This window comes from Phycisphaeraceae bacterium (genome assembly GCA_019636555.1).
Taxonomy (GTDB): domain Bacteria; phylum Planctomycetota; class Phycisphaerae; order Phycisphaerales; family UBA1924; genus JAFEBO01.
On the sequence record JAHBXH010000001.1, the window covers coordinates 136,245 to 150,359 of the forward strand.

Consider the following 14,115-nt stretch of genomic DNA (forward strand, 5'->3'; position numbering starts at 1 on the left):
ACGAAAAATACGAGCCGATTTACGACAACCTTTCGACTGCGTTGCGAATTCGCGCCTTCTCTTGGAAGCTCGGTTCCAGCTTCCGCGCCGGGCGTGCACCTTACGATCCTCTTTCATGCCCCTCCGCCTCTACAACACGCTCACCAAGCGCCTCGAAGATTTCGTGCCGCGCGATCCCGCCCGTATCACCTTTTACTCCTGCGGACCCACCGTCTACGACGATGCCCACATCGGCAACTTCCGCTCCTTCCTCGCCGCCGATTTGCTCCGGCGGTGGATCGAATCGCCCCTCTGCGAACTCTTTGACCGCCAAGGCGCCGCGCACAAGGGCCCGCGCACCGTCACGCACGTCATGAACATCACCGACGTCGGCCACATGACCGACGACGACAGCGCCGACGGCGCCGGCGAAGACAAGATGGAGCAGGCCGCCAAGCGCCTCACCGAAGCCAAGAAAGCCGGCAAGATCCCCGCGGGTGTCTCGGTTGATCCGGGCGACCCGTATCAGGTCGCCCGTTTCTATGAATCGCGCTTCCGCGAGGATGCGAAGGCACTCGGTCTCAAACTTGTTCTCGACGCGGAAAAAGACCCGACGCTCATGCCCCGCGCCACCGACAACGTCCGCGGCATGATCACGCTCGTTCAGCGTTTGATCGACAAAGGCAACGCCTACGTCGTCGGCACGCCGGGATCGCGCGTCGTCTATTTCCGTGTCAAGTCCTTCCCCTCCTACGGCAAGCTCAGCGGCAACACGCTCGATAAGCTCAAAGAGGGCGAAGGCGGACGCATCGCCGCGGCAAACCAGTCGCAAAAGGAACACCCCGCCGATTTTCTTCTCTGGAAAGAAGACTCGCGCCACATCATGAAATGGGAAAGCCCGTGGGGCTTTGGCTACCCGGGCTGGCACATCGAGTGCAGCGTCATGTCCGCGGCACGGCTCAGCGCAAAAGGAACCCCACGCGCGAACGTGGGGCCGCTGCTCAATCCCGAGGCTCTTTCCGCGCTCGTCGTCTCTGACGCCGCTCCCATCATCGACCTCCACTCCGGTGGCGAAGACAACATCTTCCCGCACCACGAATGCGAACTCGCACAATCCTGCTGCGCCTTCAACGCCGACCCTTCCGCCGCGCCCTTCGCCTCGATGTGGTTCCACCCGCGATTTCTCATGGTTGAAGGCGCGAAGATGAGCAAGAGCAAGGGCAACTTCTTCACCCCGCGCGATCTCTTCGCCAAAGGCATCGAGCCCGCCGCACTGCGCCTCGAACTCATCAAGACGCACTACCGCTCCAACGCCAATTTCACCATGCAGGGCCTCACCGACAGCCAGCGCATGATCGACCGCTGGCGCCGCATCGGCGACCTCACGATCGCCCACGGCGATCCCACGCCCGTCACGCGCGAAGCGCTCGATGCCTTCGCCGGCGCGATGAACGAAGACCTCAACATTGCCGGCGCGATCGCGGCACTCAATACCTGGTCATCCAAACTCGAACGCCCCTCCAGCGGCGATGTAGCCGCCATGCGAACGTTCGACAACGTGCTCGGCGTTCTTTCGCTCGCGCGCCCCGCGGCAATCACATCCGACATCGGCATCTTCACCGGCGGTCTCGCGCCCGATCCGGCCGTGATCGCGAGGCTCGAAGCCCGCCGCGCCGCACGCGCCGCGAAGGACTTCAAGAAGTCCGACCAGATCCGCGACGAACTGCTCGCGATGGGCTACGCGATCAAGGACGCCCCCGGCGGCAAGGTCGAAGTCAGCCGAAAGTAAGGCAAAGGCATTAGGACCTATAGGCCTCAGACGACCCATAGGTCCTATCCCCGTTTCGCCAACCTACTTCGCCGGCTCGGGAGCGGCAGCGGGTTCCTTTGCAGGCGCCGCCTCCGCCGCCGGACCGAGCCACACGCCCCGCAAAAAGACCGCCAGCGACTGCTCGTTGAGCGTCGGCTCGTCGCGCCCTTCGAAAGACGACAGCATCATGTTGATGCTGCGTTCGATGGCGAGTCGATCACCGAGTTGATACCCCAGATACGCGCGCAGCAGGGCGGCATCACGCACCGTCTTGAGTCCGGTCGAACCGAGCATCCGCGGGTTGGTCAGCATCCGCGACTCCAAATCCTTCGTCAGGATCTGCAGCCGCTCCTCGGCGGGGAGCAGATCGCGTGCGTACCGCACGGAAGCGAGTTCGGGGTGATGGGTGAGCAGATCGCGCAGGTTGGTCGAAGCGGATGCGTACATGCCGCCGCCCAATTGAGCGTGCATGCGTGCGGTGAACGCGCTGGTATCGCTCGGTCGCATCGAGAGCGCCCGGGCAAACTTCTCTTCCGCCTGGAAAAACTGGCTCCGCGCAAACAGCTTCTCGCCCTGCTGCATCTCGGTCACAAACGGGTCGCGATCGTCCTTCATCGGCGTGATGAACCGCGCGCCCGATACGCCCGACTCGCGGATCAGATCCATCGTTCCGCTGTCGAGCAGCGGCACGAGCTTGCCCGAGGAGTTGTAGCCCATTCCCACGGGCGCTTTGGGGAGCCCCGCCGCCGCGGCCTGGTCCGCATCGAGCATCGACGCGGACTTGCCGCTTGCTGCGTCGGTCTTGTTGAGTGTCTTCCGCAGGTTCTCGATGTCCTGCATCCACCGCGGGAGCGCACTGGCTTTTCCGTCCTTGTCTGTCGGAATGTCGCCGGGCGCGGTCGAGCCCGCCGGGTTGCCTCCGTCTGTTCCCTTCTTATCCCCGTTTCTGTCTCCGGCCTTGTCCCCAGTTCGATCCCGATCATTGATGCCGCGCTCGCTTCGGCCCGCCCTTTCGCGTGCATGTTCCGAAAGACTCGAGATCTGATCATCCGTCGAAGTTCTTGATGTCGAGGAATCATCGGGACGCGCGCCGCTCGACCTCGCCTCCGGCCCGCCCGGCGACGCCGATCTCGGATCGGTCGTGTCCGCGTTTCGCGGCGCCGCCGAACGATCGGCCGAGACATTGAGAGGCGAACTGACATTTCGGTCGAGCGTCTGCAATCCGAGCAGGGGCGATGCCGCCACAGAGAGCGCAACGCCCTCCGCGTCAACCCGCTCTCCGACGATCGATGGCTTGAGCATGCTCGACGTCACGAACGACGAAGTCGACCGCAGTGCGCCACCCGTATTCGCATCATCCGCTCGCCAGGCCGAGGCGTAGTCGCGCGCCAACGGCCGTGTCAGGCCCGCGCTCTCCGTGACCGAAGCGCCGCTCGCGCCGCCAAAGCGACCGACCGCCAAGGTGCCGTCGAGCTGGCCGGGCTTGGCCACCGCGCCGCCCGTCGTCATCGCGAACTGGTACTGCAAAGCATCGGTCGATCGGATCCCCTGACCTGCCAGTCCAGAAAAGTATGAATCGCGCCGGAAGTTGTAGAGCGTGTCGGTTCCGAGCCGCCCCATGAACTGGCTCGAGTCGGGAAGGGAGCTCGTGCGCGTCGTCAATCCGCCCGGCGCGCGACCGAAAACGATCGCGTCGCGCATCCGTGCCGCCTGCACATCAAACCCCCGGTTCACCGGCCCGAGGCTCGAGTCGTATTTGTTGGTGTTCTTCTGCATGCCGCGGCCGTCGCCCAGCGCATTCTGCGCGTGAGCGGAAACAGCCATGCCGGCGAGCGCGACGAACGCGACGAGAATGGGCTTGTTCATGCGTTTCTCCTGCCCCCTGAGAATACCCCTCCGAGCAACCCCCGGTTCTTTCATGTTCGGTATCTCTTCGCCTTCTCTCATATTTCCCTATCCTCGGGTCTCATGCCCAGCGATTCGCCAACCACGTACATCACCACCCCGATCTACTACGTCAACGACCGGCCCCACATCGGTCACTGTTACACGACCCTGCTCGCGGATGTGACGGCACGCTTTTATCGGCTGCACAAAGGAGAGGACGCGATCGGATCAGTGAATCCGCGAGATGTGTTCTTTCTCACCGGCACCGACGAGCACGCGGACAAGGTCGTCACGTCCGCGGCATCACACAACGTTTCGCCGATCCAGTGGGCCGACCAGAACGCCGCCGAATTCAAGAAGGCTTTCGCCTTCATGAACTGCTCGAACGACGATTTCATCCGCACCACGGAGGATCGTCACAAGTCAAAGGTCCTGGAGTACATCCGCGAGCTCCAGAAAAAGGGAGACATCTACCTCGGCGATTACGTCGGCTGGTTCGACGAATCGCAGGAGGAGTACCTCACCGAGACCGCGGCAAAGGAGGCGAACTACGTCAGCCCCGTCACGGGGAAGGCGCTCATCAAGAAGATCGAGAAGAACTACTTCTTCAAACTCTCCGCCTATCAGGACAAGCTCAGGGCGCATTTCGACGCCAATCCCGCGTTCGTGCTCCCCGAAGCCCGCCGCAACGAAGTGCTCGGCCGACTGCGCGACGGACTTCAGGACATCCCGATCAGCCGCGCCGTCACCGCCGACCCCACAAGCCAGTGGGGCATCAAGATGCCAGACGACCCGTCGCACCGCATCTACGTCTGGATCGATGCGCTCTTCAACTACCTCAGCGTTGTCGATACGCCCGAGCGCGTCCGCTTCTGGCCCGCCACGGTCCACTACATCGCAAAGGACATTCTCTGGTTCCATGCCGTCATCTGGCCCGCGCTGCTCATGGCGCTCGGCCGCGATCTCCCGCGCGCCGTCTACAGCCACGCCTACTGGGTGCGCGACGGGCGAAAGATGAGCAAGAGTCTCGGTAATTTCGTCACCATCGAAGTGCTCCACGCCTACGCGCAGAAGTACAGCCTCGATGCGCTCCGCTGGTATCTCGTCACGCAAGGGCCTCAGGGCGCGACCGACGCCGATTTCTCGCACGCCAAATTCGTCGAGGTCTACAACGCCGATCTCGCCAACGGCATCGGCAACTGCGCCAGCCGAGTCGGCAACATGATCGAAAAATACTTCGGAGGCACGCTCCCCGAATTCCAATCGACCTGGATCGACCGGCGCTGGGAAACCACCTCCGCCGACGCCGTGCCGCGCTACCTCGAGGCCGCAAAGTCCCTCGATCTTGCCGCGGCATTCGAAGCCGCCTCTTCGCTCATCAAAGACGTCGACGACCTCATCAGCGAAACCAAACCGTTCACGCTCGCAAAGGACATGTCCGCCAACGGACAGGAAGTCGCCAACATCCTCGCCTGCTGCGCTGAATCGATCCGCATCGCGTCCGTGCTGCTGTCTCCGGCGATGCCTCAGAAAATGTCGCAACTCTGGCAAGCATGGAACTGCGCCCCGCCGCAAAGTACTCCCCTCCCGGAAATATGCGGCTTTAACGGACCCTGCGGGCTGAAAGCCGGCCACCGAATCGCGAAGGGCGATGCCCTGTTTATGCGTGCCGACCCCGCCGAAGCTCCCCCAGCCTGATTCGCCCGGTTATCCGGGCGTGTCGCACGCGATCTCACGGCCATTTTTTGTCCGCTGATCGTGGAGTACGCGGTAAACTGGGAGAGTTCGGACGCACAAGGGGTTGGACCATGATTCGCCCGGTCGCCGCTGTTTCAGTTTTCTCGCTGTCGACGCTGGCCGCGGCCGGTTTGACTTTCGTCACCGACAACCGCTTCGTGCAATCGGTGAATTCCTTCGGTCAGAACTCCGCGCAAACGCCGGCTGTTGCTTTCGCGCCGTTCAACAAGACGACGATGGTGAACACCGACATGGAATCGGGGAGCTGCGGCGCAACCTCGATGCACAACTCCCAAATGGATTCCGCGCAAATGTCGGGCGCGGGCACGGTCGATGCAAACGCCGCGACCAAGGCTTCCTCACCGCTCATCTTCGCCGGTTCCGGCACCTCGCGCTTCCAAGTCATTTTCCAGCCCGACGCCGGGGGCAATCTCCATCTCTCGGGCCAGCTCGCCGGCACGAGCGGCAAGTCCACTTTGCTCGCCGAGCTGAAACAGGGCGCCAATCTGATCTACGCCAAGAGCACAGCGGGCATCATCGAGTTCGAAGGGCCCGTCGGAATGGGTGTTCAATACACGCTGACCGTGTCGTGCGCCGCAAACACGCTTCTGATGTGGACCGGGTCACCCGCAGGCTCCGCGGCGAGCGCGAGCTTCTCGTTCACCGCCGACTTTTCCGAACACACGTGCGTCGGTGATCTCAACAACGACGGCTTCGTCGACGATCTCGATTTCATCATCTTTGTTCCCGCGTACAACATCCTCGACTGCGCCGATCCGAACATGCCCGCCGGCTGCCCCGCCGACCTGAATCGCGACGGCGTGGTGGACGACGCCGATTTCACGATTTTCGTTCCGGCGTACAACGACCTGATCTGTCCCTGAGCCGAACTCTCGCGCCAAAACAAAAAGCCCGCGCATCGACGCGCGGGCTTTTTCTTCTGCTTTCTGCCTTAGCTCCGCTTACCGATGACCATTCCGATCACACCGGCAACAACCGTGAGCACCGCGAGACCTCCGATGACGGCCCAGATATTCTGACCCAGCATCTGCAGGAAATCAGCGCCGGATCCGCTCAGGACCAGCACCACCGCGAACACGCTCAGAAGCAGCGTCACGATCGCGCCGAACGCCACGCCTCCGAGCACGCCCGACCAGACGCCGTCGTATGGCTCCGCCGCGACCATCGCCGCCATCGGGACCATCCCGGCGCTCGCAGGCGCCGCGTCCGCTCCGCCGCCTCCTTCAAAAAGCGCTCCGCCTTCCGGAGCACCGGCGCTGCTGCCCTCCGCGTCGACCGACCCCGAGCCGGCGTTCGCAGTGACTCCGAACGCATCCTCGGCCAGCCCCTGTCCGAATCCCGTCCCGGCGCCGAGATCCATGATGCCGGAACCCGCCGACGAATCACCCGCCGATGTCGCGGCGAGTCCCTGCAGCGGCGCGCTCGTCACGCGCGTGACCGCGGATGGATCAGACTCATCCGTCGCGTCCGCATCGAAAATGCTGATGCCCGTCTGTTCCTTGGGGCTGTCGCCGGCCGGCGCGCCCGAACCGCTCATGCCAAGCCCGCTTCCCATCGAAGCGCCCGAGCCGCTGCTCGCAAGCCCGATCGGCTCGAGTTCCATGCCGCTGTCCGCCAGCGGAATGATCTCTTCCCTGCCGTCCGACTTGCCGCCCGCGAGCAAGTCCACCTGCTCGACTTTGAACATGAGTCGGTCGCGATCGCGGAACACCTCGAGCTGCCGCTTGTCCGCCATCGCCTTCACATCGTCGGGAGAGACTTTGAGTTTCTGCGCGGCTTCGTCGAGCGAGTAGAACATTTTGGCCATGTGCGGACTCCTGAATCCCGACCAGAATGCCGGTGGCGGCCCGGCCGGGCCTAGATGATACTTCCCCTATGGCACGCGAGTCGGATGAACCCGGTTCCTCCCCGCACGTCGGTCTCTCCACCCGCCCGGAGTGGGGTTTTCGCGCGCCGCGCCCGCCCGCCCCTATCGAGCCCTTCGAACTGCACCATCCCGGGGTTCCACCGGGTCTCGAAGGCCTTCGGATTCTCCATCTTTCCGACGCGCACATCGAGCGCATCTACCCGAATCCGCCCCACCACACCCGGCTCCTCGATGCGCTCGCCCGGGTCGAAGCCGACCTCGTCGTCCTGACCGGCGATTTCATGACCTCGCCCTGCGATGATTCCGCCGCTCTGCGCGCGCTCACCGAATTGTCCCGCTCCTGGCGCACGCGCTTCGGCGCCTTCGCGATCTCGGGCAATCACGACACCGCCCGCTTCATCGCCGGGGCGCGCCGGATCCCCGGTCTCACCTGGCTCCACCACGAATCGGTCAAAATACCGATCGATCTCGGCTGCGGCATTTCGGAACTTCGGCTTATCGGCTCGGGGTTTCCCGAGAGCCTTCTTGAGAGTGTCGGGACGCGCGACGACTCGTTCTCGATCGCGCTCGTTCACTATCCATCCGAAATCTTCGCAGCGTCGGAGCTGCGCATCCCGATCGTGCTCAGCGGCCACACGCACGGCGGACAGGTTCGATCTCACGCATCATGGCTCCCGCACACAAGCTGCGATTTGCCGGGAAATCTGGCCTCGGGCGTGTTCCGTTTGCGCGACACTGTTCTGTGCATCTCGCGCGGGCTCGGCGCCGCGATCCTTCCGTTCCGCGTGAATTGTCCGCCGCAAGCCCCGCTCTACTCGCTGCGCAGACGCGACTTCCGATCACGAGAATGCGGTTTTCTTGCACCGATTCACCGCTGGTAAGAAGAAATTCTTCTTGTATTTGAAAGCGTGAAAACGACCCGCAACGGCGCGGTGCACGTGATTTTTCGGAACCGACCCGCTTCGCTTCCGAAACGAATTAGGTCTGGAGCGTCCTCCCCAACGCTCCCCAGCCAGTTCCGGATTCTTCGAAACTACCAAGCCCTACGCCGTAGCAACTTCTCTCTTTTCAATCCTTGCGGGCGCTCGTGGGAACAAACAACGCCACCCGCCCCGTCAAGCACAAGGGAATTCCAAACGACCTGCTCGGTCTGTCTTACTTGGAGGTGCGTGAGAACGCATCCTCCAGGGTTGGTTTGCGCGTTTCGGCTGTTCCAAGTGTCCCGCCGGTGGAGAGAAGAGACAACACCATGGCTCGAAGAACGCAAATCAATGTCGGAGCGAATCGGAGCACATCGCCGGTCTCGCAGGAATCTGGATCGGCCGGAACAGAGGCTCGCGGGAACAACCTCCCCCGCTCGCCGAAGTTCAAGCCTCTCGTGGATGCGTTTCGGGTTCGAGGATGGGGTTGGAGTGGGTGTTTGCCTGTGGGAGTTGGGAGTTCGTTGGTTTCTGGGTCAGAGGCGATGAGTTTGTGTTCTTGAGAGGAGAGAGGGATTGAGGAGGGGTGGCCCGCCGCGTGTGTAACTCCCGGCGGGCCCTTGAAAAATCCGCGGCGTCGCGCGAAAACGCCCGCCGCAGTTTCGATCCGGATTGCTCGGATCGCGCAGAGCCCAAATCTTTGCGTCAAACAACCGCCCGCGCCAGGGCCTGAAGCACGACCCGCACTCACTTCAGGCCCGCAAACCGCCCGCTTGAGCCGAAAGGTTCGCGGGCGGCTTTCTTTCCCGGATCGAAAGGCATTGCGTTCTTGTTGCCGCTCCACTAAGATGAGACCCGGATGCACTTAAGCATCCGGGTCCGTTCGAAGGAGGACAGTCTCGAAAGTACTTACCGATTTTCGGGGCTTTGGTTCCACTCAATCCGGCAGGCTCGTCAATATTTTTGCGTACGAGCCCACTCCAGCCGTACCAAACTCGCTTTCTACCCATTTCTGATGCGCCAAGGGCCACGTCCCGTCATTTCTCGATGGGGACACCGATAACGCTGCCGTATTCGGTCCACGACCCGTCGTAATTGCGCACGTCCTTCAGGCCAAGCAGGTACTTGAGCACGAACCACGTGTGGCTGCTGCGCTCTCCGATGCGGCAGTACGCCACCGTCGGCTTCTCCGGGCTCAATTTCGCCTCTTCCAGATACAGCTTCTTCAGTTCAATCAGCGGCTTAAACGTGCCGTCCTGATTCACCGCCTTCGCCCACGGAACGCTCGCGGCACCCGGCACATGACCCCCGCGCTGCGCGGTTTCCGTCATTCCGGGCGGCGCGATCACCTTGCCCGTGAATTCGTCCGGCGAGCGCACATCCACCAGATTGGACGGCCGCGCCGAGGGCACGCTGCGCGCGATCTCGATCACGTCCATCAACTTGGCTCGCAGCGTTTCATCCGGCGCCGACGCTTTGTACGTCGTCGGCTTCACTTCGATCTTGTCCGCCGTCAGCGGCAGATCCTCACCCGCAAGCCACTTCACTCTTCCGCCGTTGAGCAGCCGCACGTCCTTGTGTCCGTACAGCTTGAAGAGCCAGAACGCGTACGCCGCAAACCAGTTGTTGTTGTCACCGTACAGGATCACCGTGTCGCTGTTCGCAATCCCCGCGCTGCTCGCGAGCTTCTCGAATTCTTCCTTGCTCACGATGTCGCGCCGAACCTGATCCTGCAACTGCGTCTGCCAGTTGAACCCGACCGCGCCGGGAATGTGGCCGACCTCGTATGCCTTGGTGTCCACATCGACCTCGACAAACTTGATCCCGGGCTTGCCGATATTCGCCTTCGCCCAATCTGCCTCCACCAGAACTTCCGGATGCGCGTAATTGCTCATGTGTGATCCTTTCGTTCTTCATTTGAGAGAACGCGGAGAATACCAGAGAGAGTGAAAGCAAAGAGACAGTTCAATCGCAGCGCCGGCTTCCGACAGCCGCCATCCAATATGCTTTCTTCTCCGCGCCACTCCGCCACCTCCGCTCCTCCGCGTTCTCTCGATGTCTTTATTCCTCTCCAAGACCCGGAATGTGTTTCACCATACTCGACACATACTTGAACACGCTGTCACAGAACACCATCACCCCCACCCCTTTCTGCTTCGCGTCGAGCTCCAGGACCCGCCGCGCTCCCTCATAAATCAGCCCGCTGGAAGGACCCGCGAAAAGCCCCTCGGTTCGACACAGTTCGAGCGCCCGCGTGTACGCCAACTCGAACGGAATCTCGAGAATTTCGTCGATTCGTTTCTCATCAAAGAGCTTCGTTACGTGCAGTTCGCTCAGGTTCCGCAGCCCGGGCACATCGTGCCCCTCGCTCGGCTGCACCGCGATCACCTTCACCGCGGGGTTCTTTTCCTTCAGAAACTTCGACAGCCCCATCGCCGTCCCCGCCGTTCCCAGCGATACAAAGACGTGCGTCACTCTGCCGCCGGTCTGCCGCCAGATCTCCGGCCCCGTCGTCCGCACGTGCGCCCGCACGTTCAACTCGTTCTCGTACTGGTTCGGCATCGCATAGCGGTCTTTCTGCGCTTTCGCGTACGACCGCGCGATGCCGATCGAACCCTCGCCCATTCCCGGGCTCGGGCACATCTGGTCGTTGATCACGTCCACGTCCGCGCCGGCGATCCGCAGCAGCACGCGCTTCTCCAGCGGCACTTTCTGCGGCACAACCGCCCGCATCGCGTACCCCTTCACCGACGCCATCGCCGCCAGGCTGATCCCCGTGTTTCCGCTCGTCGGCTCGACAATCCCCCGCCCGCTTTCCCTCGTCTCGCCCCGCTTGAGTTCGCCCCGCGATTCCAAGTCCTCGATCATCGCCGACGCCGCCCGATCCTTCACCGAGCCGAACGGGTTCATCCATTCGAGCTTGGCGTACAGCTCAAAGTTGGGAGCGGGGTTCATCTTCCCGATCCGCACCAGGGGCGACGGATTCTCTACGCTCGGGAGCATCTCGAAGATGTTGTCGTAAACGCGGGTCTGATGGTTCATCGGATCCCTTTGTTGTGGGCCCACCCGGCCACCTCGCGAGCCGATCCTCGCGTTCGGATTGTTCGAACGCGACTTCCGATACGCACCCTTACCGGCGTTGCCAGACCACGATGGAGCGGAGCACCTTCAAAGCCCGTCCACCGGTTGGCACTCGCCCAGCGACCGAACTCGCAAACACTTTTCAAACATGAGGTTACATCACAAATTGGGCTGGTTTGAGAATTTCTGAACGTCTCTGTCGATTCCGCTTCGTCGCGTTCGACGTCCTGTGTCGAACGACCCACTTTGCGGCGGTGTATAACCGCAGAACGGGCGCACTTCCAACGGAGCTTCCAATGCGAGTCATGGTGATCGTCAAGGCGTCGAAGGACAGCGAAGCGGGCAAAATGCCCAATCCGGAACTTCTTCAAGCGATGGGCAAGTTCAACGAGGAGCTGACGAAGGCGGGCATCATGCTCGACGGCGCCGGCCTCAAGGCAAGCTCCCACGGCGCCCGCGTCCGGTTTTCAGGGTCGCAGCGCTCCGTCATCGACGGACCGTTCACCGAATCCAAGGAACTTGTCGCGGGCTACTGGCTCTGGCAGGTAAAGTCTCTGGAGGAGGCGATCCAGTGGCTCAAGCGCTGCCCTCATCCGAACCCGGGCGCCGACACGGAGGTCGAGATCCGGCCTCTCTTCGAAGCCTCCGATTTCGGAGCGTAACGAACGACCGGCACGCGGACGTACGCAAACCAGCAAGGCGGCGGCTCGGGCTAATCTCAACGCATGCCCGAGCCATCGCCTACGCGCCGCGCGATCGAGGCGGTCTGGAAGATCGAGGCCCCCCGGTTGATCGCGGGGCTCGTGCGCCGGGTGCGCGATGTCGGGCTAGCCGAAGAAGCCGCGCAGGACGCGTTCGTCGAAGCGCTCGAGCAGTGGCCCGACGCCGGCGTTCCGGAAAACCCCGGCGCCTGGCTGGCAACAACCGCACGCCGTCGCGCCATCGACCGCATCCGGCGCGAACAAAAACTACGAGAGATCGGCGAAGCACTCTCGCGAGAATCCGGAACTTCAGACCCCATGCCCGCCGCCATCGACAGGCTCGACGACCCGATCGAGGATGATCTACTCCGTCTTGTCTTCATGACGTCCCATCCGCTCCTGCCGGATGACGCACGATCAGCGCTCACCCTCCGACTTCTCTGCGGCCTCTCCACCGGCGAAATCGCCAGAGCGTTCCTCGTCCCGGAACCCACCATCGCCCAGCGGATTGTCCGCGCCAAACGCACCCTCTCGGACAACCGTGTCGCCTTCGAAGTCCCCGTCGGAAAGGATCTGCCCGAGCGCCTGGCCTCCGTGCTCGAAGTCCTCTACCTGCTCTTCAACGAGGGCTATACCGCAACGGCGGGCGACGATTGGATCCGCCCTTCGCTCTGCGAAGAGTCGATGCGTTTGGGAAGGATTCTCGAAGGCCTCATGCCCCTCGAGCCCGAAGTGCACGGGCTCGTTGCGCTCATGGAGTTGCAGGCTTCGCGCCTGAACGCCCGCACCGACCGCGACGGAAACCCGATCCTACTCCCGGATCAGGACCGCTCCCGATGGGATCGCACGCTGATCCGGCATGGGCTCGGTGCGCTCGATGCCGCCCGACGCTCGAAGCACGCCCCCGGCCCCTACACCCTCCAAGCCGAGATCGCGGCTTGTCACGCGCGGGCAAACAGCGCCGCGGGAACCGACTGGCGCCAGATCGCCGATCTGTACGGCCGCCTCGGCCTCGTCGCGCCTTCCCCGATCGTCGAATTGAACCGGGCGGTCGCGGTCGGGATGGCCGAAGGACCACAAGCCGGGCTCCGCATCGTTGACGCGCTGACGACCGAGCCCGCCCTCGCCGCGTACCACCTGCTCCCTGCCGTGCGCGCCGATTTCCTCTTCAAGCTCAGCCGTTTCGCCGAGGCCGCGCCGGAATTCGAGCGCGCCGCCACGATGACCCGGAACACGCGCGAACAATCTCTCCTTCGCGAGAGAGCGGCCGAATGCAAACGGTCCGCAGGACAGGAAAGTTAATCCCGCGCGAGCACCGGAGAGCGATCGGGTTACTTCCCCGAGAAGTGCTTGTTCACATCGCTCATCATCTGCAGCGTCCGCTGGCTCTGCACCGGGTTCGCGTGATTCGCGACGTTGCCGTTCAAGAAGCCGACGATCCCCGCCGCCATCTTCGCCGACCGCTCCGGCCCCATCTTCTTGCGGCGCTCGTCGCGTTCTTCCGTCTGCTTGCGCACATCGGCGAGGATCTCTTCGTCGCTGCGCTCGGGCCGGCCTGAGACCTGATCGCCGATCCGCGTCCACTCGATCACGGACTTCTCGAGGAATGCGCCCCGCTCTTCCGGCGCCACCTTCGCGTAGTCGAGCGCGCTGGCGTCCACCATGTCGAGCATCAAACGCGCGCCGTTTTCCTGGATCTGCTCCCGCGCCTTGCCGCTGATTCCCGCAGCGAAACTCGCGAGGAGCGCCGAATCGCCGCTGCTTGCGTTGCGGATGCGGTCCGCGAAGTCCTTGATCAGTTTTAGTCGCTCCTTGATCGGGAGCGAATTGAAATCGCCGCGCAGGAAGGTGAACTCGGCAAGATCGTCGATCGGATCGAGTGCGTAGTCGGGTCGGTGATGAAGCTGCCAGTAGCGGTATCCGCCGACTCCGGCGCCGGCAACGATCGCAATACCCAATCCGGCCAGCACGCGATTCCGCACCCGGGGCGAATCCCAGACACCCGCAACCGCGGCACGCACGCGTGTCCAAGGCGACACTCGCTTCGCCGAAAGAGTGCCGAAGTTCAAGTCGGCGATCAGCGATCCTTCGTTTTGCTTCTCTTTGTTCACG

General features: G+C 62.8%; 11 protein-coding genes. 6 read left to right on the forward strand and 5 right to left on the reverse strand.

Annotated features, from left to right (window positions below; translation table 11 throughout):
- Window positions 1–115 precede the first annotated feature (115 nt).
- Window positions 116–1,768, forward strand: a complete 1,653-nt coding sequence (locus KF691_00575) for a hypothetical protein (GenBank protein MBX3387926.1) — start codon at window positions 116–118, stop codon at window positions 1,766–1,768.
- A gap of 63 nt (window positions 1,769–1,831) precedes the next feature.
- Here KF691_00575 and KF691_00580 read toward each other — a convergent pair whose 3' ends face one another.
- Complete coding sequence (locus KF691_00580; protein MBX3387927.1) at window positions 1,832–3,655, reverse strand: hypothetical protein; 1,824 nt, start codon at window positions 3,653–3,655, stop codon at window positions 1,832–1,834.
- A gap of 102 nt (window positions 3,656–3,757) precedes the next feature.
- Between KF691_00580 and metG the strand changes: the two genes are divergently transcribed.
- On the forward strand, window positions 3,758–5,374 hold the full coding sequence (gene metG / locus KF691_00585) for a methionine--tRNA ligase (protein ID MBX3387928.1): 1,617 nt from the start codon (window positions 3,758–3,760) through the stop codon (window positions 5,372–5,374).
- Between the two features lie 110 nt (window positions 5,375–5,484).
- Window positions 5,485–6,297 carry a hypothetical protein gene (locus KF691_00590; protein ID MBX3387929.1) on the forward strand — a complete coding sequence of 271 codons (813 nt, stop codon included), beginning with the start codon at window positions 5,485–5,487 and terminating at the stop codon, window positions 6,295–6,297.
- 68 nt (window positions 6,298–6,365) lie between these two features.
- On the opposite strand, the gene KF691_00595 is transcribed toward KF691_00590, so the two are convergent.
- A complete protein-coding gene (locus KF691_00595) occupies window positions 6,366–7,241 on the reverse strand; it encodes a helix-turn-helix domain-containing protein (GenBank protein MBX3387930.1) in 876 nt (291 codons plus the stop codon).
- Window positions 7,242–7,309: 68 nt separating this feature from the next.
- Between KF691_00595 and KF691_00600 the strand changes: the two genes are divergently transcribed.
- The gene (locus tag KF691_00600) at window positions 7,310–8,182 is read left to right on the forward strand and encodes a metallophosphoesterase (GenBank protein MBX3387931.1); all 873 of its coding nucleotides are present in this window, start codon (window positions 7,310–7,312) and stop codon (window positions 8,180–8,182) included.
- 1,076 nt (window positions 8,183–9,258) lie between these two features.
- Here KF691_00600 and KF691_00605 read toward each other — a convergent pair.
- Both KF691_00605 and KF691_00610 read right to left on the reverse strand, forming a co-directional pair.
- The gene (locus KF691_00605; GenBank protein MBX3387932.1) at window positions 9,259–10,116 is read right to left on the reverse strand and encodes a sulfurtransferase; all 858 of its coding nucleotides are present in this window, start codon (window positions 10,114–10,116) and stop codon (window positions 9,259–9,261) included.
- A gap of 166 nt (window positions 10,117–10,282) precedes the next feature.
- A complete protein-coding gene (locus KF691_00610) occupies window positions 10,283–11,263 on the reverse strand; it encodes a cysteine synthase family protein (protein ID MBX3387933.1) in 981 nt (326 codons plus the stop codon).
- A 335-nt stretch (window positions 11,264–11,598) separates the two neighbouring features.
- Here KF691_00610 and KF691_00615 point away from each other — a divergent pair, with 335 nt between their 5' ends.
- Window positions 11,599–11,964, forward strand: a complete 366-nt coding sequence (locus KF691_00615) for a YciI family protein (protein ID MBX3387934.1) — start codon at window positions 11,599–11,601, stop codon at window positions 11,962–11,964.
- Between the two features lie 63 nt (window positions 11,965–12,027).
- On the forward strand, window positions 12,028–13,305 hold the full coding sequence (locus tag KF691_00620; protein ID MBX3387935.1) for an RNA polymerase sigma factor: 1,278 nt from the start codon (window positions 12,028–12,030) through the stop codon (window positions 13,303–13,305).
- 29 nt (window positions 13,306–13,334) lie between these two features.
- On the opposite strand, the gene KF691_00625 is transcribed toward KF691_00620, so the two are convergent.
- Window positions 13,335–14,114: a hypothetical protein gene (locus tag KF691_00625; protein MBX3387936.1), complete on the reverse strand. Its 780-nt coding sequence runs from the start codon at window positions 14,112–14,114 to the stop codon at window positions 13,335–13,337.
- Between the last annotated feature and the right edge of the window lies 1 nt (window position 14,115).

Coding starts and splice junctions, on each gene's coding strand:
- KF691_00575 (MBX3387926.1), top strand. CDS start 116: ATGCCCCTCCGCCTCTACAACACGCTCACCAAGCGCCTCGAAGATTTC.
- KF691_00580 (MBX3387927.1), bottom strand. CDS start 3,655: ATGAACAAGCCCATTCTCGTCGCGTTCGTCGCGCTCGCCGGCATGGCT.
- metG (MBX3387928.1), top strand. CDS start 3,758: ATGCCCAGCGATTCGCCAACCACGTACATCACCACCCCGATCTACTAC.
- KF691_00590 (MBX3387929.1), top strand. CDS start 5,485: ATGATTCGCCCGGTCGCCGCTGTTTCAGTTTTCTCGCTGTCGACGCTG.
- KF691_00595 (MBX3387930.1), bottom strand. CDS start 7,241: ATGGCCAAAATGTTCTACTCGCTCGACGAAGCCGCGCAGAAACTCAAA.
- KF691_00600 (MBX3387931.1), top strand. CDS start 7,310: ATGGCACGCGAGTCGGATGAACCCGGTTCCTCCCCGCACGTCGGTCTC.
- KF691_00605 (MBX3387932.1), bottom strand. CDS start 10,116: ATGAGCAATTACGCGCATCCGGAAGTTCTGGTGGAGGCAGATTGGGCG.
- KF691_00610 (MBX3387933.1), bottom strand. CDS start 11,263: ATGAACCATCAGACCCGCGTTTACGACAACATCTTCGAGATGCTCCCG.
- KF691_00615 (MBX3387934.1), top strand. CDS start 11,599: ATGCGAGTCATGGTGATCGTCAAGGCGTCGAAGGACAGCGAAGCGGGC.
- KF691_00620 (MBX3387935.1), top strand. CDS start 12,028: ATGCCCGAGCCATCGCCTACGCGCCGCGCGATCGAGGCGGTCTGGAAG.